Source organism: Levilactobacillus zymae DSM 19395 (assembly GCF_001434115.1).
In the GTDB taxonomy this organism is placed as follows: domain Bacteria; phylum Bacillota; class Bacilli; order Lactobacillales; family Lactobacillaceae; genus Levilactobacillus; species Levilactobacillus zymae.
Genome location: NZ_AZDW01000051.1, coordinates 107,777 through 130,742 on the forward strand (window position 1 = coordinate 107,777; position 22,966 = coordinate 130,742).

At 53.5% G+C, this 22,966-nt stretch carries 23 protein-coding genes; 18 read left to right on the forward strand and 5 right to left on the reverse strand.

Annotated elements, in window-relative coordinates:
• Positions 1-152: 152 nt before the first annotated feature.
• Entirely contained in the window at positions 153-2,816 is a 2,664-nt protein-coding gene (locus FD38_RS11410; RefSeq protein WP_057734332.1) for a cation-translocating P-type ATPase, read from the forward strand.
• Positions 2,817-2,952: 136 nt separating this feature from the next.
• Here the strand turns inward: FD38_RS11410 and FD38_RS11415 are convergent, their stop codons facing one another.
• From FD38_RS11415 to FD38_RS11425, 3 genes are read right to left on the reverse strand one after another with little or no spacing between them, the layout of a single operon-like run.
• Positions 2,953-3,792 (reverse strand): AraC family transcriptional regulator, encoded by an 840-nt coding sequence (locus FD38_RS11415; protein WP_057734334.1) that lies wholly within the window; start codon positions 3,790-3,792, stop codon positions 2,953-2,955.
• On the reverse strand, positions 3,779-4,864 hold the full coding sequence (locus FD38_RS11420) for a PTS sugar transporter subunit IIC (RefSeq protein WP_057734336.1): 1,086 nt from the start codon (positions 4,862-4,864) through the stop codon (positions 3,779-3,781). Before FD38_RS11420 ends, FD38_RS11415 begins: the two co-directional genes overlap by 14 nt.
• Positions 4,865-4,866: 2 nt before the next feature.
• Positions 4,867-5,655 carry an alpha/beta hydrolase gene (locus tag FD38_RS11425; protein WP_057734338.1) on the reverse strand — a complete coding sequence of 263 codons (789 nt, stop codon included), beginning with the start codon at positions 5,653-5,655 and terminating at the stop codon, positions 4,867-4,869.
• 402 nt (positions 5,656-6,057) lie between these two features.
• Here FD38_RS11425 and FD38_RS11430 point away from each other — a divergent pair, with 402 nt between their 5' ends.
• From FD38_RS11430 to FD38_RS11490, 13 genes are all read left to right on the forward strand, one after another.
• Complete coding sequence (locus tag FD38_RS11430) at positions 6,058-7,236, forward strand: ATP-binding protein (RefSeq protein WP_057734340.1); 1,179 nt, start codon at positions 6,058-6,060, stop codon at positions 7,234-7,236.
• A gap of 3 nt (positions 7,237-7,239) precedes the next feature.
• Positions 7,240-8,595 carry a vWA domain-containing protein gene (locus tag FD38_RS11435; RefSeq protein WP_057734342.1) on the forward strand — a complete coding sequence of 452 codons (1,356 nt, stop codon included), beginning with the start codon at positions 7,240-7,242 and terminating at the stop codon, positions 8,593-8,595.
• Positions 8,592-8,888, forward strand: coding sequence for a hypothetical protein (locus FD38_RS11440; RefSeq protein WP_057734344.1), 297 nt, complete (start codon positions 8,592-8,594; stop codon positions 8,886-8,888). Before FD38_RS11435 ends, FD38_RS11440 begins: the two co-directional genes overlap by 4 nt.
• An 87-nt stretch (positions 8,889-8,975) precedes the next feature.
• On the forward strand, positions 8,976-9,251 hold the full coding sequence (rpsP, locus tag FD38_RS11445; RefSeq protein ID WP_057734346.1) for a 30S ribosomal protein S16: 276 nt from the start codon (positions 8,976-8,978) through the stop codon (positions 9,249-9,251).
• 9 nt (positions 9,252-9,260) lie between these two features.
• Positions 9,261-9,521 carry a KH domain-containing protein gene (locus FD38_RS11450; protein WP_057734348.1) on the forward strand — a complete coding sequence of 87 codons (261 nt, stop codon included), beginning with the start codon at positions 9,261-9,263 and terminating at the stop codon, positions 9,519-9,521.
• 120 nt (positions 9,522-9,641) lie between these two features.
• Complete coding sequence (gene rimM / locus FD38_RS11455) at positions 9,642-10,160, forward strand: ribosome maturation factor RimM (RefSeq protein WP_057734350.1); 519 nt, start codon at positions 9,642-9,644, stop codon at positions 10,158-10,160.
• Positions 10,160-10,933 (forward strand): tRNA (guanosine(37)-N1)-methyltransferase TrmD, encoded by a 774-nt coding sequence (gene trmD / locus FD38_RS11460; RefSeq protein WP_057734352.1) that lies wholly within the window; start codon positions 10,160-10,162, stop codon positions 10,931-10,933. The genes rimM and trmD overlap by 1 nt, the downstream gene beginning before the upstream one ends.
• A gap of 112 nt (positions 10,934-11,045) precedes the next feature.
• Positions 11,046-11,402 (forward strand): 50S ribosomal protein L19, encoded by a 357-nt coding sequence (rplS, locus tag FD38_RS11465; protein ID WP_057734354.1) that lies wholly within the window; start codon positions 11,046-11,048, stop codon positions 11,400-11,402.
• A 289-nt stretch (positions 11,403-11,691) separates the two neighbouring features.
• On the forward strand, positions 11,692-12,588 hold the full coding sequence (locus FD38_RS11470) for an energy-coupling factor transporter transmembrane component T (protein WP_057734356.1): 897 nt from the start codon (positions 11,692-11,694) through the stop codon (positions 12,586-12,588).
• A gap of 5 nt (positions 12,589-12,593) precedes the next feature.
• Positions 12,594-14,234, forward strand: a complete 1,641-nt coding sequence (locus FD38_RS11475; protein ID WP_225430776.1) for an ABC transporter ATP-binding protein — start codon at positions 12,594-12,596, stop codon at positions 14,232-14,234.
• A 55-nt stretch (positions 14,235-14,289) separates the two neighbouring features.
• The gene (locus tag FD38_RS11480) at positions 14,290-14,931 is read left to right on the forward strand and encodes an ECF transporter S component (protein ID WP_057734402.1); all 642 of its coding nucleotides are present in this window, start codon (positions 14,290-14,292) and stop codon (positions 14,929-14,931) included.
• A gap of 13 nt (positions 14,932-14,944) precedes the next feature.
• Positions 14,945-15,988, forward strand: coding sequence for a prenyltransferase/squalene oxidase repeat-containing protein (locus FD38_RS11485; RefSeq protein ID WP_057734361.1), 1,044 nt, complete (start codon positions 14,945-14,947; stop codon positions 15,986-15,988).
• Between the two features lie 30 nt (positions 15,989-16,018).
• The gene (locus tag FD38_RS11490) at positions 16,019-16,753 is read left to right on the forward strand and encodes a DUF4430 domain-containing protein (protein WP_057734363.1); all 735 of its coding nucleotides are present in this window, start codon (positions 16,019-16,021) and stop codon (positions 16,751-16,753) included.
• Positions 16,754-16,978: 225 nt separating this feature from the next.
• On the opposite strand, the gene FD38_RS11495 is transcribed toward FD38_RS11490, so the two are convergent.
• Both FD38_RS11495 and FD38_RS11500 read right to left on the reverse strand, forming a co-directional pair.
• Positions 16,979-18,091 (reverse strand): D-2-hydroxyacid dehydrogenase, encoded by a 1,113-nt coding sequence (locus FD38_RS11495; protein ID WP_083485353.1) that lies wholly within the window; start codon positions 18,089-18,091, stop codon positions 16,979-16,981.
• A 72-nt stretch (positions 18,092-18,163) separates the two neighbouring features.
• The gene (locus FD38_RS11500; protein WP_057734365.1) at positions 18,164-18,922 is read right to left on the reverse strand and encodes a glucose 1-dehydrogenase; all 759 of its coding nucleotides are present in this window, start codon (positions 18,920-18,922) and stop codon (positions 18,164-18,166) included.
• 499 nt (positions 18,923-19,421) lie between these two features.
• On the opposite strand from FD38_RS11500, the gene FD38_RS11505 reads away from it, so the two are divergent.
• The 4 genes from FD38_RS11505 (at position 19,422) to FD38_RS11520 (ending at position 22,960) form a co-directional block, all read left to right on the forward strand.
• Positions 19,422-19,700 carry a BMC domain-containing protein gene (locus FD38_RS11505; protein WP_057734367.1) on the forward strand — a complete coding sequence of 93 codons (279 nt, stop codon included), beginning with the start codon at positions 19,422-19,424 and terminating at the stop codon, positions 19,698-19,700.
• A 113-nt stretch (positions 19,701-19,813) separates the two neighbouring features.
• Positions 19,814-20,530 carry a propanediol utilization microcompartment protein PduB gene (gene pduB / locus FD38_RS11510; RefSeq protein WP_057734369.1) on the forward strand — a complete coding sequence of 239 codons (717 nt, stop codon included), beginning with the start codon at positions 19,814-19,816 and terminating at the stop codon, positions 20,528-20,530.
• A 27-nt stretch (positions 20,531-20,557) separates the two neighbouring features.
• Positions 20,558-22,234: a propanediol/glycerol family dehydratase large subunit gene (locus FD38_RS11515; RefSeq protein WP_057734371.1), complete on the forward strand. Its 1,677-nt coding sequence runs from the start codon at positions 20,558-20,560 to the stop codon at positions 22,232-22,234.
• Positions 22,235-22,249: 15 nt separating this feature from the next.
• Positions 22,250-22,960 (forward strand): propanediol/glycerol family dehydratase medium subunit, encoded by a 711-nt coding sequence (locus FD38_RS11520; protein ID WP_057734373.1) that lies wholly within the window; start codon positions 22,250-22,252, stop codon positions 22,958-22,960.
• Positions 22,961-22,966: the final 6 nt, after the last annotated feature.

The following is a 22,966-nucleotide window of genomic DNA, read 5'->3' on the forward strand; positions in this document are numbered from 1 at the left end:
ATTTCGTCAGCAAGAAGACGTTCCGGGATGGTCTTAAATAGTGAGACTTATGTGTGTTCACCATAGGGTGGACGCGCGTAGGTCTCATTTTCTTTTACCGGAAAATGGGACCCCGCGGTAACCGTGTGATTGACTATTTAGGAGGAACCGTGATGACTAAAAGACCGCTCTACCAACAGACCGTCGCTGACGTGTATCAGCAGTTACAGACCAGTGAGCAGGGGCTGAGTGCCGCCAGTGCGCAGGACCGCTTAGCGCGTAACGGCCGCAACGCCCTGGCCCAACAGAAAAAAACGACTTTATTGCAACGCTTCATCGGCCAATTCAAGGACCTGATGATTATCGTATTACTGGTGGCGGCCGCCATCGCCGGGCTGACCGGGGAGCTGGTCGACGCCGTGATCATCCTCTTAGTGGTGATCTTAAACGCCATCTTCGGGGTCTTTCAGGAGGCCAAGGCCGAAGAGGCCATCAACGCCTTAAAGGACATGGCCGCGCCCAGCGCCACGGTGCGCCGCGACGGTCAGGTGCTGACCGTCAAGAGTGACGAGCTGGTCGTCGGCGATAGTGTGCTATTAGAAGCCGGTGACGTGGTGCCCGCCGATCTGCGACTAGTTGACGTGGCGGGCCTGAAGGTCGAGGAATCCGCGCTGACCGGAGAATCCGTGCCGGTCGAAAAGACCAGTGCCGTGTTGACCGGTGACGACCTGGGCCTAGGTGACCGGACCAACCTGGCCTTCATGAACAGTAACGTGACTTACGGCCGGGCGACCGGGGTGGTCGTGGCAACGGGGATGGCCACCGAGGTGGGGCGCATCGCCGGGATGCTCGAGGCCGCTGACGAGACCACCACGCCGCTACAGGCCAACCTGGTCCAATTGGGGAAGGCCCTGACCGGACTGATCCTAGTGATCGCCGCCGTGGTCTTTGGCCTGGGTCTCTGGCGCGGGACGGCCAACGTGATCGACATGCTGCTGACGGCCATTTCGTTGGCCGTGGCGGCGATCCCGGAAGGCTTACCGGCCATCGTGACCATCACGCTGGCGTTAGGGACCCAGCGGATGGCCAAGCGTCATGCGTTGGTCCGTAAGCTCCCGGCGGTCGAAACGCTGGGGAGTACCGACATCATCGCCTCGGATAAGACCGGGACGCTGACGCAAAACAAGATGACCGTCGAACAAGTTTACCAAAACGGCCGCTTGGTGCCGGCCGCCGACAATCCGCTGCGCGCCGCTGATCCGTTGGCCCGTGTCATGCTACTGAGTAACGACACGCAACAGCTGGCCGATGGTCTGGCCGGCGACCCCACGGAAACGGCGTTGGTCCAGTACCAACTCGACCGCCAGTTTCCGGTGGCCCAAACGCTCAAGACGTTTCCCAGAGTCGCCGAGATTCCGTTTGATTCGGAACGAAAGTTGATGACCACGGTCCACCCCTTAAGTGACGGGCAGTTTCTGGTGGCCGTCAAGGGGGCGCCCGACGAACTCTTAAAACGCGTCACGCGCGTTGACCTGGCCGGTGAGGTCACGACCGTCACGGCGGCGCAACGCAGCGCCATTTTAGCCACCAACCACGACCTGGCGACCCAGGCGATTCGGGTGCTGGCCTTCGCCTACCGCGTCGTGCCGGCCGTGCCGACGCCGCTGGACTCGGCCACCGCCGAACAGGACCTGATTTTCGCCGGGCTGGTGGGGATGATCGACCCCGAACGGCCGGAAGTGGCCCAAGCCGTCGCCGAAGCCAAGGGCGCGGGGATTCGGCCCATCATGATCACCGGGGATCACCGTGACACCGCCGCGGCTATCGCCCAACGGTTGGGCATCATTACCGCAAAGCAGACCGACGCCGTGTTGACCGGGGCGGAACTCGACGCCTTAGACGACGCCACGTTCCAAAAGACGGTCGACCAATACGCGGTCTACGCTCGGGTAGCGCCCGAACACAAGGTCCGCATCGTGAACGCTTGGCAAAAACGCGGAAAGGTCGTGGCCATGACCGGCGACGGGGTCAACGATGCCCCGGCGTTGAAGGCCGCCGACATCGGGATCGGCATGGGAATTACCGGGACCGAGGTCGCCAAGGGGGCCAGCGACATGGTCTTGGCCGACGACAACTTTGCGACCATCGTGGTGGCGGTCGAAGAGGGGCGGAAGGTTTTTGCCAACATTCAAAAGGCCATCCAATACCTGTTATCCGCCAATCTGGGGGAAGTCTTGACCCTGTTCATGATGACCATGCTGGGCTGGCAGATCTTAGCCCCCGTGCACATTCTGTGGATCAACCTGGTGACCGATACCTTACCGGCCATCGCCTTAGGAGTGGAACCGCTGGAACGTAACCTGATGAACCGCCCGCCGCGGGGCCGCCAGTCGAACTTCTTTTCCGGCGGGGTCCTCAGCGGAATCCTCTACCAAGGGTTCCTAGAGGGGGCGTTAACGCTGGGCGTGTACTGGCTGGCGATCACCTTCCCGGTACACGCGAGTGCGAGTCTGGCCCACGCCGATGCGCTGACCATGGCCTTCGCCACGCTGGGGCTGATCCAACTCTTCCACGCCTTTAACTCCAAATCAATCCACGGCTCGCTGTTTAAAATCGGCGTGTGGCGCAACCAGTTCTTCAACTGGGCGATCGTAATCGCCTTTGGCTTACTGGCCATGACGATCCTGGTGCCGGGCTTAAACGGCATCTTCCACGTGACGACGTTGACCCTGGGCCAATGGGGCATCGTGGGCTTAGCCGGCCTCTTGATGGTCGTCATCGTCGAAATCGTCAAGTTCTTTCAACGCCGGGCCTTACCACAGGTGACCACCCGTTAAGCGGGGCCTCACGACCGGCCGAATCCATTGATTGAATGACCGTGATGGCGCGGAGGTGACAAAAAAGGCAGGCAGCAAATTCTCGCAATTTTGAGAATTTGCTGCCTGCCTTTTTCGTGAGCCAACTCATGGGCGATCAGCGGTTTGGCCGCAGCTCGCGTTCCTGCCGACGATAACGGGTCGGTGACAGGCCGTAGAGCTTTTCAAAGGCGGCAATCAACCGTTGGGCGCTCCCAAACCCATTGGCCAGGGCGATATCGATAATCTTCATCGAGGTTTGACTCAGTTGTTTTTGCGCCATTTCAACGCGGAGGTTTAAGAGATACTCGCGGAAGGACTGTCCCGTCTCCCGGTGAAACAGGCGGCTGAAATAGGGGAGCGTCAGGTGGTAACGGTCGGCGTAGCGCCGCATGCTGACCGGAAACTGGTAAGCCGTGTCCAAGCTGGTCAGGGTCGCTTGAATCCGGTAATCACACTGTGTGGTTGGCTGAATGGGACGAGGGACGACCGCCTGCGTGGTGAGGAGGTACAGAATGTGATCGATCTGCTCCCCAATCAGGAGTTGATAGCCGTTGGGGCGCCGCCGGTACCACTCGCCGATTTGCGCCAAGCAAGTTTGGAGCCTCGCTGCCGTTGCCACACGTCCCTGGAGGTCAAAGGCTAAATCATCATAATCCGGGAGCGCTTGTTTGATGAAATCATAAGAGATCAGCAAGGTGATGGCCTGAATGCGGGCGGTGTTGGGCGTCATCGCGTGTAAAGTTGCCGTATTGATCACCAGGACGGCCGGGGCGGTCAGCGTGGTGGTCTGGCCGGCGACCGTCACGTCTAAACTGCCAGCCGTTAGGAGATCTAGTTCTAGGCTGCGGTGCCAATGCAGGGGAATCGTGCGGGCCTGGCCGGTCAGATTCTGCAGGAGCAGCATGGCGGGAAACCGGGCGTTGAGGCGCACCCGCTCGTAATTAGGCCCTGACATGGGACACCCGCTGAATCGCTAGACTGTTGAAGGCGAGGCTGAGTAAAAAGGTGACCGGGGCCCCAATCAAGATGCCCAAGTAACCGGGTTGACCAATGTAGGCCGGAATCGTCACGACACTGGGAATGATAAATGCCGTGACTTTGGTTTGAAAGGCCCCCACAATCAGCCCACCAATGGCTGCCGCTAACATGCTGCCCGCAAATTGCCGCCGATGAGTCAGACCCACCCCGAAGACCGCGGGTTCGCCGACTCCCAGTAACGCCGTCACGATTCCCGAAAGGGCCGCCGCACGGGTCTTGCTGCCTGGCTGGGCCTGTAAGTAGACGGCTAACGACATCCCAGCCAACGAAAATAGACATATTCCAAGTGAAATCAAAATCGTGTCATCTCCCTTAACGGCAATATTGTTGATGACCACTGGCGCTAACGCGGTACTGATTTCGACCATGATAAAGGCCGGAAACAGTCCGGAAAGGATCGCCATGGCGATAATGGGGCTAATCGCCATCGTATTGTTGTACCCCAGCGTAACGCCTTTCGCCAACAGGTTGCCGATGGGACCCAGCAGAAACAGTGTCACTGGCAGGACAATTAATAAACTCAGCAGGGGGACGAACATGGCCTGGATCACTTCTGGGAGGTAGCGCTTCAGGCCGCTTTCGACAAAGTGGAGCAAAATGACCGCAAAGATGATGGGCAGGACCGTTGAATCATAACGGGTGTTGGGCAGCGTGACCCCAAATAAGGTGGCGTGGTGGGTCAACAACGTGGTGAGTTGCGGTTGTACCAGAAAGGCCGCGATGAGCACTGCGGTGAACGGGTTGGTCTTGATCACTTTGGCACTCGTAAAGGCTAAGAAGATGGGGAGAAAACTGAAAAACACGTTTGATAGCAACCATAACACCTGATAGGTACTGTTGCTGGGGGCTAACCAGTGTAGCGTGGTACAGATGGTCAGGGCCCCCTTTAAGAGCCCCACGGCGCAAAGGACGTTAACGACCGGGCCAAAAATGGCCGCGATAAACTGAATTCCCTTTTCAAATAACGGATGCTTGGTGGCGACGTCCATGATCATTGCTCCCTTTCGTGAAAGACTTTGAGAACTCGCTGAATGGCACTGTCCCAGAAAGGCCAGTCGTGCGTACCGGGCCATTCCGCGTAATGGACTGGCAAATGATGGGTCAACATGAGCCGTTTGAAGGCCTGATTATCGTCGTACATGAAGTCTTGTTGTCCCTCGTATTGTAAGAGGAGGGGCAAACGGTCGGCCTGAGCACAGAGGTGGTCGGTGATCAGGGCGGCCAGACCGTATTGCGCATCTTGGGGATCGGTGGTGCCAAAAACGTTACGATAGATCTGGCCAAACATCCCGCGCATGTCGGCGGGGGCTTCGACCTTCAGGTGTTCCAGGGAACACACGCTAGAAATGCCGGCGATTCCCCGATACTTATCCGGCTCGCTTAACCCCAGTAACCAGGCCCCGTAACCCCCCATTGAGATCCCGGCAATGTATTGGCGGGTGGGATCAATGGGCAACCAACTGGCCATGCGGTAGGGGAGTTCGTCTTGAAAGTAATCGTACCAGCGGGGGCCATAAACGGCATTGCGGTAAAAACTATGTTCTGCCGTGGGCATGACCACAACAAATTGGGCAGCGCTGGCGTAGCGCTCCACGTTGGTGAGACGCGTCCACCCGCTGGCGTTATCACCGACGCCGTGTAAGAGATAAAGCACCGGATAGCGCCGGGGTTGTCCGGCCAAAGAAAAGCGCGTCAACGTCTTCTCATCGGGGACGGCGACGCGCACGTCGGTGTCCCGACCCAAAATATTAGAATAATAATTTAACGTCATTAAAGCCATAAGACCTTGCCTCTTTCTCGTTGTAACCGTTTCCATTTATCAAGTCTTAGTATAATCGGGACTGGCAACTGGACTTCACGGCAGTTGTCGCAATAATGGTCGCGAGTTAGCTTTAGCCCGTTAAGGCGCAACAATCGGGCGCTTTGACGGGCGGGGGCGTGATTGAAAGAAAGGCTGGCCAGTTATCAATCTTTTGTCGCCCTTTCTTGGCGTCGAGTATAGTAAAATGAATAAGGATAACTTTAATTTTCCGGTCTTTTAACGTGCTGTAATCGCACGCTCGAATATAACGAGCGTAATTAGGCGCTTTAAGCTGGGAGCTTAACTACGCAGGTTGGGGTCCCAGCTAACTAGTACAAGGTTTATTAACTTAAAAGAAATTGACGAAAGGGGTCGGATAAAGTGGCTTTAACCTACCAACAATGTTTACAAGCGGTGCAGGTGGTCCTAGCGAGCGGTAGCGTGCCCACCCTCGTGGGGGAAGCCGGCATCGGCAAGTCCGCGCTGGTGGCCGACGTGGCCCAGCAGCGCCACGCCAAGCTCTTCACCACGGTGGTCAGCCTGGTGGAAAAGGGGGACCTGGTGATCCCCGTGCCACCGTTGACCAGCGACTCGTTTATCCAAACGGCCCACTACGGGCGCTTGGCCGACGTGCAATTCGGCTACTCCCACACCCTGGTGAGTCTGATCCAGTACGCCGAGGCCCATCCCGACGACGAAATCATCTGGTTTCTCGATGAGTTCAACCGGGGGACCCAAGCGGTGCAAAGCGAACTGATGAACCTGGTCTTACAGCGCCAGATCAATAGCCTGATTTTGCCGCAACAGGTCCACTTGATCTTAGCGGAAAACCCGGACGCCACCATGCGGGGATTTGCTAGTAGCCACTACGGCGTGACGCCTGGGGACGCGGCCATCGCCGACCGGACTACCCGTTTGGTCCTGCAGGCCGACACGCCGACCTGGCTGGCCTGGGCCCGAGCGCAGGTCAACGGGCAACCGCGGATCAGTCCGCTGGTGACCGCCTACCTGACGGAAAATCCCGGGGACCTGTTCACGGCCCCGACCAGCGACCAGGAAGACGCCGACCTGCAGCCGACGCCGCGGGCCTGGGCACGGGTCTCGCGGTTATTGCGCGAACTCGAGCACCAAGACCTCCTCGGCACGACCGCCGTGGTCCGCGAACTCCTGGTGGGGAACCTGGGGGCCACGGTCGGGACGGCCTTCGCCGGTTACGTGCAGACTAAACGGCCTACGTTGACCGTGACGCAACTTTACACGCAAGACGCGGCGGTGACGACCTTTCAAACGCTGAATCCGGCCCAGCAACAACGCCTGTTGACCCAGTGCCTCCAGGCCGTTGACACCTGGCCACTGACCCGCGCGGCCAACGCCGAACGGTTTACCCAGCTCCTGATGCTGTGTGCGCCGGACGGCCAGTTTGCGGTGGCCCGGACTCTGGCCCAACGACCGGGGCTCTTGGAGGCCCTGTATCAGCAGGTCCAGACCACGACGGCCGTCAGTCAGCTTTACGCGGTCTTGACCCAGATCGGTAAACGCAGCAGTCAAATCGAGGTGTAGGTGATGTTGAGTCTTTCGACGCGATTAAGCCGGCTGGCGACCCTGCCGGCCGACCAGCAGGCCCCAGCGACGCGGGAGCTTTTGCAAGCCAGCGTGATGTACCTGCTTCAACACGACCCGTTTTACGGCCGGGTGTTAAGCCAGCTAGCGACGACCTTACAGGCCCGCCCCACACCGCTGGGTTTGCGAGCCCGCCCCACGGATTGGCAATTGGTGGTCAGTCCCGTGGCCTTGGCCCAAACGGCCTGGACGGGCGCCCAGTGGTTAGCGATGTTGCGCCACGTGGTGCTGCACTTGGTCTGGGATCACCCGGACCGTTACGCCACGGCGTTACGGTCGCCCCAGCAAGCGCCGCTGGTGCGGTGGGCCACCGACGCGGCGGTCAACGACTACCTCGACGATTTGCCGGCCGGGGCCGTAACCAGCCGGACGTTACACACGTTACTGGATCAACCGGTGGCGGCGAAACAGGATTCGGCCGTCTATTGGCGGTTGCTGCGCCGCTGGCAGGCCCAGCAGGCGGATGGCGCAGTGACCACGCCCCACGCGGCGCCCAACCAACACGTGGGGAAGCGGCCGACAGAGCAACTGGCCACGGCAACGCCTCTACCGGGCCAACGCGACGGTCACCGGGGCTGGGCGACCGGTCAACTACAGGATCAGGCCGCCAGGGACCAATGGCGGCGGCAGGTCCTGACCACCACGGCTGAAGCCCTGAGCGCCAAGCAACGCGGCACCTTACCGGGCCAGGTCCAGGCGGCCTTGACCCCGGCGCCGCCGACTCAGCCGTTGAACTGGCAGGGGCTGTTACAGCGCCAGTTAGGCCAGGTGCCGGCGGGGCGCCAGCCGGCGTACGGGCGGTTCAACCGCCGGCAACCGCAACGCATGGAGTTGCCGGGCCAAACGGTGCAGACCTGGCAGACCATCCGCATCTTCGTGGACGAGTCGGGCTCGATGGGCAACCAGGAGATTGCCTACCTGTTGGGCCAATTGACGCGCTTACTGGCGATTTATCCGGCCAGCATCCGGGTCTACCCGTTCGACACCGTACTCCACGACCGCCAGAGTTTCACCCTGACCGGACGAGTTCCCGACCTGCAGCGCGTCGGTGGGGGCGGGACGCGGTTTCAGGCGGTCTTTGACGCGTTACCGCGACTAATGGCCGGTCGACCGGGCCAACTGGCGATCCTACTGACCGACGGCTACGGGGAAGCCCGGGTGACCTGTCCGCTGGCCTTAGACGTTATCTGGTTACTGACCAGTCCCGTGGCGCAATTTTCGGTGCAGCACGCGCCCGGCCGGGTGATCAGCCTGGCCGAAGACCCACAACTGCAAGCGATAAGGGGGAATCTGACATGAGCACAGTTTTAACGGCCGACGAACTTCGCGCGGTCCTCTTACAAACGCCGGCGTATCGTAACGCCCTGGCGATTTTAAACGACGAGTGGGGCAGTCACGCCCAGGAGAATCCGTTGTACCAGGCGCCGATGAGTATCGCTGATCTGCGGTTCGTGGCGCATTTACAGGCGGTGGGGTTCCACGCACCGGTCTTAGACTTCACGGATTACAGCGCGGTCTCCGAGTGGATCATCACCCACCAAGCGGCGTTGACCCCCGATGTGATCGCCTGGTTACGCCGGCCGTTCGATTAATTTTAAGGTGTAAAGAAAAAACTCTTTACATCATATCTAGAAACTGGTATATTATTACACGTTGAAAGAAATACAGGAGGTGTCTACATGTCAGTAAAGATTCGCTTAAAGCGGATGGGTTCTAAGAAGCGCCCATTCTACCGAATCGTGGTTGCCGATTCTCGGAGCCCTCGGGATGGCCGGTTTATCGAAAACGTTGGGACTTACAACCCAGTGACGAACCCAGCCGAAGTTAAGTTAAACGAAGAATCCATCATGAACTGGTTGAACAACGGTGCTCAACCTTCAGATACGGTGAAGAACTTACTTTCGAACGCCGGGATCATGAAGCAATACCACGAAGCTAAGTACACTAAGAAGTAGTGATTAGCCATGACCGATTTTAAGGCATTAATTCTTGCAATTGTCAGCCCCCTCGTGGAGCACCCGGATGATCTGGTCGTCACGACCACGGAAACGGACCGCTTCTACGAATATCGGTTAGCCGTGCACCCGGACGATGTTGGTCGGGTCATCGGTAAGCAAGGCCGGGTCGCCCAAGCTATTCGGACAATCGTCTATAGCGTGCGCGTCAACGGCAATAAACGGGTTCGGCTCATCATTGATGACCACCCGACAAAGACTCTCGAGTGAGGCGGCAACGTTTCCCTCGAGTTTTTTGTATCATCGATTAAATCAGTCACGCGAAGACCTGGTGCGGGGCCTTCGATCAGTAAACGACGCACAAAGTCAAAAACAGATGGGAGTAGAACCATGACGTATTATACGGTGGGCACCATTGTTAACACCCACGGCATTAAGGGCGAAGTGCGGGTCATTGCGACCACCGACTTCCCGCAGAAACGGTTCGCCAAGGGGGCCGTTTTGTGGGCCTTCATGCCCAACGCCACGCAACCAACCAAGCTGACCGTGGCCACGGTGCGGCAACACAAGCAATTTTACCTGTTGAGCTTTACCGGTTACCCGTCGATCAACGACGTGGAGGGGTTCAAGACCGCCACGTTGAAGATCTCCGAAGACGAACTGCAGGCCGACGACTTACAGCCGGGCGAATACTATTACCACCAAATCGTGGGCCTCGACGTGGTCACGGTCGCCGGAGACAAGCTGGGAACGGTGAAGGAAATCCTGTCACCGGGCGCCAACGACGTGTGGGTCGTCCAACGGCCCGGGCAAAGTGATCTCTTATTGCCGGTGATCGATCAGGTGGTCAAAGACGTGGACTTAGACCAACACCAAGTCACGGTCGAATTGATGGAGGGGCTCGACTAATGCGAATTGACGTTTTAAGTTTATTCCCCGATATGTTTAGCGGGCCGATGCACGATTCCATCGTGGGTAAGGCCATCGAAAACGGCCATCTGACCATGCCGGTGACCAACTTTCGCGATTACTCGACCAATAAGCACGGTAACGTGGACGATTATCCCTTTGGTGGGGGCGCGGGGATGCTGCTCCAACCCCAACCCATCTTTGACGCACTAGCCGCCACGCAGGCCCAGGCAGCCGCTGAGGGACTGCCCAAGGGCCGGGTGATTCTGACGGATCCGGCGGGGGTGACCTTCGATCAGCACGTGGCCGAGACCTTTGCCCACGAGGAACATCTGACCTTCCTGTGCGGCCATTACGAGGGCTACGACGAACGGATTCGGCACCTGGTGACCGATGAGGTGTCGTTGGGCGACTTCGTGTTGACCGGCGGGGAATTGCCGACCATGGTGATGATCGACGCCACGGTGCGGCTCTTGCCCGGGGTACTGGGTAACGCCGAATCGGCGCCCGGCGACTCGTTTTCGTCCGGACTACTGGAATACCCGCAATACACGCGGCCAGCGGATTTTCGGGGGATGACTGTGCCGGACGTGCTGATCAGCGGGAACCACCAGAAGATCGATGAATGGCGGCAAAAGGAAGCCCTGCGGCGGACCTATCTGCGGCGGCCGGATCTGATCGACCACCAGCACTTGACCCAGCAGCAGAAGCATTTGTTGGCCGACGTGCGCATCGAAGAAGAGGAAAAACGCGACCAGCAGTCAAGAAGTTAACCTTTACAGGCCTTCTGAGATATGCTAAACTTATTTTTGGCTGTTTAGCCACAGAAACAACATTCCGCTGTCGAATCCTGAGAATGAATGTTGGCGAAAGGAAAGAAAAAATATGCGCCAAAATCAATTAATTGCCAAGATCAACCAAGAACAATTACGTGACGATGTTCCGGACTTCCGTGCCGGGGATACTGTTCGTGTTCACGCCCGGATCGTTGAAGGTTCCCGCGAACGGATTCAGTTATTCGAAGGTGTCGTTATCAAGCGTAAGGGTGCGGGCATCCAAGCCACTTACACGGTTCGTAAGATTAGTAACGGTGTCGGTGTGGAACGGATCTTCCCATTACACTCCCCACGAGTTGCTAAGATCGACGTCATCCGTCAAGGTCGGGTACGTCGGGCTAAGCTCTACTACTTACGCGAACTTAACGGTAAGGCTGCGCGGATTCCAGAACGCCGTCGTAACTAAGCACGTGATTAAAAAACACCAACCGATTGTGGTTGGTGTTTTTTTGTTGGCATAGATTTAGTTACTATGATTAATGATGCTATTGGACAATTTGTTTCTGAAAATAATAATCAACCGGAGAACTAAAGATAGTGGTTTCTTGTTGAATTTGTTAAAATTTTGCGATTTCAGTAATAAAACGTGCTGGCGATAGCAAAAATCTGTAGAAGACGTCAGGATATCATCATGGGGCCATGTTAGGATAAAGTTATTCAAGAAAACGTTTTCAAAGCAAGAAGGGTGAGACAGTATGCAGGCCGGGACTATTAGTGAGCTAAGCTTTTTCAGTCAGTTACATCCCTTAACGGTGCTGGTGTACTTTATCGAACTCTTTACATTATTGCTGGTGTTTAATCACCTGATCCTCACTATCGGCTTGTTTGGAAGTGTTTTGGGACTATGTTTATTTTATTTTAACCGAACTAAAGTGCGCCGTTTACTGGTGGGAAGTCTTTCAATGATGGGCTTGATTGTTGTCTTTAATCTGCTGTTGAACCAGCGTGGAACGCACGTCTTGTGGCAAATGCGTTGGGGAAGCTTGCACTTTCAGTTAACGGAGAGTGCCACGATTTACGGGCTCACGATGGCGGCATCGTTGGGAGCAATGATTCTAACGTTTATCCTGCTGAACGGGGTCTTGGTGACGCCCAAACTCACTTTTTTGTTGTTTCCCGTAGTGCCACGATTGGCGATGCTACTGACGATTGCCTTACGTCTGGTCGATTTATTGCTCCAAAAGTTGCAACGGTTAGCCCGTTTTCAGAAAACACGGAACTTGGTGGTCAGCGAGGGGACTTTGCGCCAACGCGTGAAGAACCTGGGACGGCTTTTTCGGGTCATCCTGGTCACCGCAGTTTCTGACGCGATGGAAACCGCGGTTTTAATGGAAGCCCGGGGATTTGGCGCACATAAACGTAGCCAGTATCAACAGTTTCAATTTCAAGTAACGGATGGGGTGTTTTTAGGCCTTTCCGTGATCTGGTTTGGGGTGATTATTGGTTTGCGATGGTTAGGCTGGGGATGGACTGGTGATTTGACCCAGTTAGTGTGGGGAACCGGGCAGGACATTGCGTTATTAATTATCAGTAGTGGATTGGTTCTCTTGCCAATCATCGGTGAAGGGGGGTATCGCTTGTGGGCGAACTAATACGAATGGAAAACTTTTCATTTACCTACCCCCAACAGAAAAAAATGGCCCTGCAGCAAGTTGATTTAAGGATTGCAACGGGGGATTTTATCACGTTAGTGGGGGCGACGGGAAGCGGCAAAACGACGTTGCTAAAGCAGTTTAAACGGGAATTAGTTCCCGCCGGCGAGGCACACGGGACCGTGACGTTTCAGGGCGAAGCTATTCAAGATTTGGCTTTAACGACCAGCGCACAAAAAATTGGGTTTGTGGCGCAAAATCCCCTGACCCAACCCATTATGGCCACCGTACTCGAAGAACTCACCTTTCCTTTAGAAAATTTAGGCTATTCCACCACGCAGATCAATAGTCGGATTGCGGAATTAGCCAATTTCTTGGGGTTAGATCAATTGCTGCCCCGGGCCATTAAAACGTTATCGGGGGGCCAGATTCAGTTGGTGAACTTGGCCTCCGTCCTCGCGTTGGAGCCCGACGTGATTCTTTTGGATGAACCCACCGCACAATTGGACCCAACTACGGCCCAGAACTTTTTAAATGTTTTACGACAAGTTCATGACGAGTTGGGGATTACTATCGTGTTGACGGAGCATCGGTTAAGTCGGGTCCTGGCGCTCGCCAATCGCTTAGTGGTTTTGCAGTCGGGAAGCATTATTTACGATGGCAACGTGTCGGCCGGTCTAGAAAAAATGACAGCGCTACCGGAACTAGCGGACTTTGTCCCGCCGATTCCACAATTTTTTCTGCAACATCACTTAGAAACACGACCGTTACCTTTAACGGTCCCAACCGGGCGGCAATTATTAGCGCAACGGCGTTATCGCTTTGAACAGCGTCCAAATTTAGGGGCTAAGGACGCACTTGTCGCACGGGACGATTCATTATTGACCGTCAAGAAGTTGTTGGTTCACTTTGACGATCAGATTGTATTACGGCGCTTAGAGTTAACCGTTCCGCGTGGTGACTGGCTCGCCATTATTGGCAAAAATGGTTCAGGAAAGTCGACACTCTTATCCGTTTTGGCGGGACTGTTAAAACCGGAACACGGCAAGGTTTGGCTGGCCAAACAGCTAGTCTGGAAGATGAAAAATTTAGAACGGTTACGGACAGTCGCCTATTTAGCCCAGAATCCAACGGATCAGTTTAGTGGGAAAACCGTCATTGAAGAATTACGGGATCAAGCCCGGTTGGCGGATCCGCCCGTCACGGAACAGCAGGTGACACAGTGGTTGGCGACCTTACGGCTGACGGCGGTAGCCCACCAAAACGTATTCGATTTGAGTGGAGGTCAACAGCAGTTAGTCGGGTTAGGACTGGCCTTAATGACGCGTCCGCAACTCCTGCTTTTGGATGAACCCACTAAGGGATTGGACCCCACGACTAAACGGCAGTTAGGGACGATCTTGCAGCGGGTTCACGCCGCGGGCACGACGATTGTGATGGCCAGTCACGATATGGCCTTTTGTGCTCAATACGCGCAACGGTGTACGTTTATGTTTGCCGGCCAATTAAATCAACCGGTGACAAGTCGGCAGTTTTTTACGCAGAATTTCTTGTTCACCACGGCAATCAATCGGTTGTTGCGAGATCAGGTGCCGACCGCGCTGTTCAGTACGGATGTGCGGCAAACCTTGAAAGGAGGTGAGTAACGTGACGGTACAACAAGGTCATTGGCGGGGACGCTTATCCCTAGCGGTCGGTATTATGGCAATTTTACTGATCATGATGCTGCTATTAAAGGGGCAACATTATCTTTGGTTTAGTTTTGGGTGTTTAGCCTGCAGTATTTTACCGGCTTATTGGCGGTTTGAACACCAGCAGATGGGAACCCGGTTACTCGTGTTTCTAGCCGTTATCGTGGCCCTGGGCGTCCTGGGACGGGTGCCCTTAGCGGCCATTCCCAATATTCAGTTCACCAGTTTTGTGGTGATCGTTAGTGCGGTTAGTCTGGGACCGGAACTGGGTTTTGTGTCGGGGTCGATGATGGCCCTCGTGTCCAATCTCTTCTTAGGGCAGGGGCCTTGGACGCCTTGGCAAATGCTGGCTTGGGGCCTGATGGGGCTGCTGACCGGATTATTACAACGGGGACACTTGAAGGATCAGCTTTGGGTCATGGTCATCTGGGGCGCTTTATGGGGCTTTTGGTATGGCTGGATTCTAGATCTCTGGTATGCCTTGGCCTATGTGCGCCCCTTACGACCGGCTAGCTTTTTACTAGCCTTTGCTTCTAGTGCCGTATTCGATGGCCTGCACGCGGCGACTAACGCGATTAGTTTGTTATTGCTGTATCGTCCCTGGCGCAAGCTGATGGATCGGCTCATGATTAAGTACAAAATTTTAGGATAAAGGGTGATTTAGGATGTTTCGGACAAGAAAAATCGTAGCAACAACTTTAACGGCGGTCATTACCTTAGGGACCTTAGTTCCAGTAGCCAGTGCAGCGAGTGTCAAAACGGCTAGTAAAAGTTATCGGAACGGTCAGGAAAAGAAAGCCTATACATATGCTAAAAAGATGATGAAGACCAACCGGGACGGCCTGAAAGCTAAGGCTAAGATTTTCAGTAAATCGGCTTATCCTACAACCGGGGCAGCCGCGGGGTATTCCGATTTCTTATTGGGGCTTAAAAAGCACGGCTACAAGTTTACAAAGGCCCAAAAGAAACTCGTGAAGAAAAACCTGGTGGTCTCTGCTAAAAGTGATCCAGCGACCTTGGCAACGGCAATCATTGGCTTACAGGCTATCGGCGTCAATCCCACGAAGTATCAACCAGCCGGGGCTAAGAAGAATTTGAATCTGGTCAAGACGCTTTATCAGCAAAAGATGACCAAACAAACAGTCAACGTTCAAAGCCAAGCGCTAATTGCGGTCGCGTCTAATAAGAAGTTTAAAAAACCTAGTAAGGCTGCTTTTTCCAAGACGAGTCTGAGTAAGACAATCGCTAAGAATCAACAGTCAAACCACGGTTGGGCCTACAACAATACCGTAGCCAGCGTGGATAGTGACACCACGGCAATGGCGTTGACCGCCTTAGCCATGGGGCAAAGCAAGACTAAAGCCGTGCAAACAGCCATTAAGCAGGGCCAAGGTTATCTAAAGACGGCCGTTTATAAGAGTGGGACCTTTGGCTACACCTTTAACGGTCAAGAAAATCCCAACGCTAATTCGACAGCTGAAGCTATCCTGGCACTGTCGAGCACTAAGACGACCTTCCAGTACATCAACCGCAAGGCGATGAAGTCTGGACAAACGGCGACCCCATTGCGGCAAATGTGGCATTACGTTGCAGCGAACGGCAGTATCAAGGGCGCTTACAGCATGACATTGGCTTATGGTCAAGTTAGCATGGCCGCGGCAGCTTACCACCGGGGCTACCGTAGTGCACCGGTCTATAGCTTTAACTAGGCCTGAAATTCAGCTGGGGAGGTTTTTAAGATGAAGAAGTCAGTGGGCGTGATTCTGGCGTTAGTCGTGACGGTCTTGACGATTGGCGCGGCCTTTACCGTGCAACACTTTGTCAGCGCTGATCAAGCAGTCGAACGTCAAGCACAATCCAGTCAGACGTCCTCGTCGACCCAAGCGACCACATCGGCCTCGTCTTCAATGGCGCACGTGCGGTCGACTCAGACGTCTCAGTCGACCACCACTAAGCGGGTTAAACCCAAGCACCAAGCAACGGCTCGGCGGCAACACCATCAGGCCGCAGCTAGTGCACACTCGCAATCTCGGCGGACTTCAGCCGTTAAAAAACGGCAATCGGCTCAGTCGACGCGATCGTCTCAGACGGCTCGAACCTCACGCGCGGCTACGACAACGACGAAGGCTACCGCGACTAAGTCTACGCCTAAAGCGGTTAAGTCAACGACGACCGCTGAATCCGTGCATTTAGTGGTCACGGGTTATCACAAGACCTTTTTTGACGGTCGGGTAAAGATCAATGCTAAATCAACCGCTTTTTCGGTATTAAAGGCGTCTAAGCTGAAATTAGTTTATCAGGGCGGAGTCGCTTTCTACGTTAGTAGCATCAACGGCCTAGCCCAAAACGATATTAAAACGGGGAGTGGCTGGAAGTATAAGGTAAATGGTAAGTTTATCGACCGGGCTGCGAACCAGACTAAGGTTGGTAAAAATGATTCGGTTCATTGGTACTTTACCACCAAGGGCTATTAACCCTAAGCAACGAGAAATTCAACGAGCCACTGTGATTAGTGTTGTCACTAGCCACGGTGGCTTTTTAGAATAAATGGTGACGTTAAAAAGTCCCCGGTAACAATCACTTTCGATTGTTACCGGGGACTTTAAGCGCCAGCCGCCTGAACGGATAATCTAAGTCGTTCACTAGTAATGGAGGTAATTAATGGCGTGAACGGCGACTGACTAATTCTAAGCGAGCAGTTAAGCCTGGCTAATGTCGACGGGGGTGTCGGCTGGTTTGCCATTGATTAGTTCGCAGTTGTTATCGAAGGCTTTCAGGACCATGTTACGGACCGCATGGGTCGTGTAGAAGGCAGTGTGGGGCGTGACCAGCACGTTAGAACGGTGAATGAGATTGGCCAGCCGTTCGTCAGGGAAGGCTTTGTGTTGCCAATCATCATTAAAGATACCCACTTCGTCTTCATACGTATCCATGACGAAGCCGAAGACCTTACCGCTGTCTAGGGCGGCAATCACGGCATCCGTGTCCACCAACGCACCACGGGAACAATTGACTAAGACCACGTCGTCCTTCATCTTCGCGATGGTGTTGCGGTTGATCATGTGCGTGTTTTCCTTGGTAGCCGGCACGTGAAGAGAAATCACGTCGGCCTGAGCGTATAAGTCGTCCAAAGAATCGACGTAGTAACCCTGTTTTTCCAATTCGGGGTTCTTAAAAGGATCGAAGGCGATGACTTTCGCGCCAAATCCTTCCATGATTTGCATGAAGACCCGTCCGATGTGGCCCGTTCCGATGACCCCCACGGTTTGATCCCGAACCTCACGCCCGATGGTAGGGGCCCAACGAAGATCACCACTTTCGATTTTAGCATCGAGAACCTTCGTTTGCCGCAGAATTCGGGCGGTTTGAATTGCCGCGTGTTCAGCGATGGCGTTCGGGGAATAGACGGGAACGTTGGTAATTTCAAAGCCCAATTCCTTGGCTTTGGCGAGGTCGATGTTATCTACCCCGACGTTACGCAAAGACATTTTAGTGATGCCTTGATCTGCCAATGCTTGGAGGGTATCCGCCGTGTAAGAAAGTTGTTGATAAACGACGACCCCATCGGCCCCCTTAGCGTATTTAGCCGTTTCGGGTGAAAGTAATTCATCGGTGTAGCCCACTTCGATGTGGGGATGAGCCTTGGCCCATTCTTTAACGTAAGGTTCTTCATCTTTCCGAATACTGAAAGCAAAGATTCGCTTCTTACCGTTGGAATTAAACTTTTTCGAAGGCGAATCGACTTGAGATTTGGATTCAGCGAGGACTTGTTTGACGACCTCTCTGATTAGATCTTCATTTATATCTGCCATTGAAAGTTCCTCATTTCTATTAGTCAATACAGGCTGAACTCGGTAGTCATCACTTCAGAAGACGGCCACGAGTTATTGGGCGGTGTACCCACCATCTACTAAGAATTCTGACCCCGTGCTGAACGAGGATTCGTCCGATGCTAAGAATAGCGCCATGTTTGCGACTTCAACGGGCTTAGCTAAGCGGCCCATAGGGTGAAGCGAAACTAAATGGTTTTTAACCTTAGGATCGGTCTTCTCAAGATTCTCAACCAGTGGTGTATCCACGTAACCGGGATGAACGGAATTGATCCGGATATCGTAGTTTTCGCGGGCACAGTGTAGGGCGGCGGACTTCGTTAACAGCCGTACACCACCCTTTGAAGCGTTGTAGGCGAGAAGATCAGGATCACCAATCAGGCCTTCAACGGAGCACAGGTTAATAATGGAATTCTTTTCATGGTTGTTCTTCATGGCTTGAATCCCGTACTTTACCCCCCACATGGTCCCGGTCAGGTTAACTCCAATGGTGGCATTCCAGTTCTTTTCGGTCATCTTTTCAATGTCAGAAAAGACCCCGATGCCGGCATTGTTGACGATGATGTTGATCTTGCCAAACTTGCTGATTGTAGCGTTAATGATTCGGTCCCAGTCATCTTTCTTCGATACATCTTGTTGCATGAAGACCAGGCGGTTAGGAATTAATTCCTTTTCTAATGCCTCTCCTGCTTCTTTTTCGATCGCCGTAAAGACAACCTTGGCGCCCTCTTTAGCAAACCGTTCAACGATGGCTTTGCCAATTCCTTTCGATCCGCCAGTTACTAACGCAACCTTACCTTGCAAGCGTCCCATTATAAAGCCTCCATTCTAATGTTTGTTACAAAAGTATTATATAGCACGAATTTACGGCATGTAAAGCGCTTTCTTTTTCCCAAAAAAGAACGTTTTTATGAAAGAAGTGTAAAATATTTGCATTTTCCATTGGACCATCATCGGGGAAGAAAAGCGTGATTTGACGCTAATCCGGGGTGCCTAGCAGGGTTGCGCCGACGGTTGGAAAATTTTATAAGTTAGGTGCGGTGGACGAATGGGAAGAAAGAAAAGAGATTGTGAATTAAAGATTATGAAAAGTCACTTATTCTGACCTTCAGTTCATATTAATGGATAGACGACAGGTGGTTTTTTGCTAAAAAGGAGAAAATGTATCATAAAAAGTACACTATCTTGTAAGTCCTGGATAACCGGACGGGAAGATTATCAAGAAAGTCAAATTTGACTGTTATATAATGAACCCGTAATTAAAAAGGTAAGCGTTTACAAAACGCTGTACTGACTTTAGGAGGCTTTCTTTATGGAACAAGAAGCGCTTGGTATGATTGAAACCCGGGGGTTAGTCCCTTCGATTGAAGCAGCCGATGCAATGGTTAAGGCTGCAAACGTTGACTTAATCGGCCAACAGAAAATTGGTGCAGGTCTTGTAACCGCGATGGTTCGTGGTGATGTGGGCGCTGTAAAGGCGGCCGTAGACGCCGGCGTTCAAGCCGCAGGCAACGTCGGAGAAGTCGTTTCAAGTTACGTCATTCCACGTCCTCATACAGATGTTGAAAAGATTCTTCCACGTAAAGAATAATTCATCGAAATTGGTTCTTATTTTGTTTGAGTGGAGAACAAATTAAGAACCTTTTTATTAATTAAAGACCGATGAAACCAAATTCGCCGTAATAAAGATTAGGGGGCAGTCCTATGATTGACTTTTTGAATTCCACCAGCGTCGCACCGGAATTTGTGTGTGCGGACGAAGCCGGGGATACGATTGGGTTGTGTATTCCCAATGTGGATCCGCAATTGCTTGAAAAAATGCACGTCAGAAAAAAATATTCGGTAATCGGAATCGTCAGTGACCGGACCGGTGGTGGCCCACAACTGTTTTCGATGGATGAAGGGATTAAATCCACGAACACCGAATGTATTGACGTTGAATGGACCAACGATACCAAGGGTGGCGGTGGTCAAGGCTGCATGATCGTCATTGGGGGCTATGATCCATCCGACGTACGGCAAGCCATCAAGGTGACGTTTGAGAACTTACACCATTTCTTTGGTGACGTTTATGGTAACGCTGCTGGGTACGTGGAATTGCAATATACGGCTCGGGCTGCGGGTTGCTTGAGTGCCGGGTTGAACGCGGAAGAAGGCAAAGCGTTTGGAATCCTTAACGCTTGTCCCGCCGCAATTGGGATTGTGATGGCCGATACGGCCTTAAAGACCGCGGGCGTCAATATCGTTTCCTTAGCGACCCCTAGTCATAATGGTAGTCCCTCTAACGAAGGGACCTTAACCATTAGTGGTGAATCGGGTGCGGTCCGGCAGGCCATTATTGCCGGTCGTGAACGGGGATTGGAACTCTTAGGACAAATGGGAGATAAGCCGGTAAATGATTATCCCTCTTATATTCATTAACACTCTTACTGTAAGGAGGATTAATTAATGAAACGTCAAAAAAGATTTGAAAAGCTGGAACAGCGTCCAATTAATCAAGATGTGATCGTCAAGGAATGGCCCGAAGAAGGTTTCGTTGCCATGAAAAGTCCGAATGATCCCGAACCAAATATTAAGGTAGAAAACGGGGTCATTACCGAAATGGACGGGAAGCAACGGGCCGACTTTGACTTGATCGATATGTACATTGCCAATTACGGAATCAATATTGAAAATGCCGAAAAGGTGATGGCTACCGATTCAACCAAAATTGCCAAAATGTTGATTGACCCAAACGTTTCCCACCAAGAAGTGTTGGCGTACACCACGGCCATGACGCCTGCCAAAGGGCAAGACGTCATTAACCAACTTGATTTTGGTGAAATGATCATGGGGGCCAAGAAGATGCGGGAACGCCGCAAACCGGCGAACCAGTGTCACGTGACTAACTACATTGATAACCCAGTCGAATTAGCCGCGGATGCCGCGGAAGCCGCCTTAAGAGGTTTTGCCGAAGAGGAAACCACTACCGCGGTCAGCCGGGATGCACCGTTTAATGCCTTATCCGTTTTAGTGGGTTCCCAAACGGGCCGGCCGGGCGTGCTGCACCAGTGTTCCGTTGATGAAGCCACGGAATTACAGTTGGGGATGCGGGGCTTGACGTCTTACGCCGAAACCATTTCTGTTTATGGGACCGACCGTTCCTTTACCGATGGGGATGACACGCCTTGGTCGAAAGGCTTTTTGGCCTCGTGCTACGCGTCACGGGGCATCAAGATGCGGTTTACGTCTGGCTCGGGATCCGAAGTTCTGATGGGCTATCCCGAAGGAAAATCGATGTTGTACCTGGAAGCTCGGTGCATTCTGTTATCGAAGGCGTCCGGGGTTCAAGGCCTACAAAACGGGTCACTCAGTTGTATCTCGATTCCGACGGCGGTGCCTAACGGGTTACGGGAAGTTTTAGGCGAAAACCTGTTGTGCATGATGTACGATCTGGAAGCAGCCACCGGGAGTGACCAATCGTTCTCCCATTCCTCAATGCGGCGGACTTGGAGATTCATGGGCCAATTCATTGGTGGAACGGACTTTATTTGCTCCGGTTACGGGGCCGAACCCAATCCGGATAACACCTTTGCTGGGTCTAACGAAGACGTGTACGATTACGACGATATTCACTTCCTTTCACGGGACTATGGTCAATCATTCGGGATTCATTCCATTAAGGAAGAGGACGCAATCAACGTTCGGCGCAAAGCCGCTAAAGCGTTACAAGCCGTCTTCAAGGGCCTGGGCTTACCCGATATTACTGACGAAGAAGTGGAAGCGGCAACCTACGCGGACGTGCATGAAGATATGCCGAAGCGGGATAAAGTGGCCGATATGAAGGCCGCTCAAAATCTGATGGATCGCGGGATCACCGCGGTTGACGTGATTAAGGCGTTGGTGGACAACGACTTTAAGGACGTGGCAGAAGCCATCTTGAACCTGCAGAAACAAAAAGTGGTCGGAGATTACCTGCAAACGTCAGCCATCTTCGACCAGAATTGGCACGTTGAATCTGCGGTCAACGAAGGCAACGATTATCAGGGACCTGGGACGGGGTATCGGCTTTACGATGATCCTGAAGAGTGGAAAAAGGTCACGGATATTCCGCAAGTCATCGATCCAGAACACTTTGATATGTAGGGAGGCGGTACTATTATGGCTGATATTGATGAACATTTAATTCGACAAATCGTTCGTGAAGTTTTAGCACAAACCCAAGTTGACCATCCCATCGACTTTCAAAAGGATGCGACGCAGGGTCAGAGCACCACGGCCGTTTCTGAAAGCGCTTCGGCTAACGGTGCGGCGGTTCCAGAAAACCAGTTGGATTGGTTCCAACCGGTAGGACCCGCACAGGCTGGGTACTCCAGAGACGAGATTGTGATTGCGGTAGCGCCCGCCTACGCGACGGTTTTAACCAAGACGGAATCCAGTGTGACCCATCAAGAAGCTCTCCGGCAAATGATTGCCGGGATCGAAGAAGAAGGGCTCAAAGCCCGGGTTATCAAGGTTTATGATACGTCTGACGTGTCGTTTATGGCCGTGGAAGCGGATCATCTATCTGGTTCTGGCATCTCAATTGGGATTCAGTCCAAAGGAACGGTCATTATCCACCAAAAAGACCAAGAAGCCCTGAACAACCTGGAACTCTTCCCGGAAGCGCCCGTTATCGATGGCGCGATGTTCCGGAGAATTGGGAAAAACGCCGCCCGGTACGCAAAGGGCGACTCACCAGAACCGGTTTCCCAACCGAACGACCAAATGGCTCGACCGAACTTCCAAGCGATTTCTGCGATTTTACATATTCGGGAAACGCACCAGGTGGTTACCGGTAAACCGGCCGAAGAAATTAAGGTTACTTTTTAAGGAGGG

Coding starts and splice junctions, on each gene's coding strand:
- FD38_RS11410 (WP_057734332.1), top strand. CDS start 153: ATGACTAAAAGACCGCTCTACCAACAGACCGTCGCTGACGTGTATCAG.
- FD38_RS11415 (WP_057734334.1), bottom strand. CDS start 3,792: ATGTCAGGGCCTAATTACGAGCGGGTGCGCCTCAACGCCCGGTTTCCC.
- FD38_RS11420 (WP_057734336.1), bottom strand. CDS start 4,864: ATGGACGTCGCCACCAAGCATCCGTTATTTGAAAAGGGAATTCAGTTT.
- FD38_RS11425 (WP_057734338.1), bottom strand. CDS start 5,655: ATGGCTTTAATGACGTTAAATTATTATTCTAATATTTTGGGTCGGGAC.
- FD38_RS11435 (WP_057734342.1), top strand. CDS start 7,240: ATGTTGAGTCTTTCGACGCGATTAAGCCGGCTGGCGACCCTGCCGGCC.
- FD38_RS11440 (WP_057734344.1), top strand. CDS start 8,592: ATGAGCACAGTTTTAACGGCCGACGAACTTCGCGCGGTCCTCTTACAA.
- rpsP (WP_057734346.1), top strand. CDS start 8,976: ATGTCAGTAAAGATTCGCTTAAAGCGGATGGGTTCTAAGAAGCGCCCA.
- FD38_RS11450 (WP_057734348.1), top strand. CDS start 9,261: ATGACCGATTTTAAGGCATTAATTCTTGCAATTGTCAGCCCCCTCGTG.
- rimM (WP_057734350.1), top strand. CDS start 9,642: ATGACGTATTATACGGTGGGCACCATTGTTAACACCCACGGCATTAAG.
- trmD (WP_057734352.1), top strand. CDS start 10,160: ATGCGAATTGACGTTTTAAGTTTATTCCCCGATATGTTTAGCGGGCCG.
- rplS (WP_057734354.1), top strand. CDS start 11,046: ATGCGCCAAAATCAATTAATTGCCAAGATCAACCAAGAACAATTACGT.
- FD38_RS11470 (WP_057734356.1), top strand. CDS start 11,692: ATGCAGGCCGGGACTATTAGTGAGCTAAGCTTTTTCAGTCAGTTACAT.
- FD38_RS11475 (WP_225430776.1), top strand. CDS start 12,594: ATGGAAAACTTTTCATTTACCTACCCCCAACAGAAAAAAATGGCCCTG.
- FD38_RS11480 (WP_057734402.1), top strand. CDS start 14,290: ATGGCAATTTTACTGATCATGATGCTGCTATTAAAGGGGCAACATTAT.
- FD38_RS11485 (WP_057734361.1), top strand. CDS start 14,945: ATGTTTCGGACAAGAAAAATCGTAGCAACAACTTTAACGGCGGTCATT.
- FD38_RS11490 (WP_057734363.1), top strand. CDS start 16,019: ATGAAGAAGTCAGTGGGCGTGATTCTGGCGTTAGTCGTGACGGTCTTG.
- FD38_RS11495 (WP_083485353.1), bottom strand. CDS start 18,091: ATGGCAGATATAAATGAAGATCTAATCAGAGAGGTCGTCAAACAAGTC.
- FD38_RS11500 (WP_057734365.1), bottom strand. CDS start 18,922: ATGGGACGCTTGCAAGGTAAGGTTGCGTTAGTAACTGGCGGATCGAAA.
- FD38_RS11505 (WP_057734367.1), top strand. CDS start 19,422: ATGGAACAAGAAGCGCTTGGTATGATTGAAACCCGGGGGTTAGTCCCT.
- pduB (WP_057734369.1), top strand. CDS start 19,814: ATGATTGACTTTTTGAATTCCACCAGCGTCGCACCGGAATTTGTGTGT.
- FD38_RS11515 (WP_057734371.1), top strand. CDS start 20,558: ATGAAACGTCAAAAAAGATTTGAAAAGCTGGAACAGCGTCCAATTAAT.
- FD38_RS11520 (WP_057734373.1), top strand. CDS start 22,250: ATGGCTGATATTGATGAACATTTAATTCGACAAATCGTTCGTGAAGTT.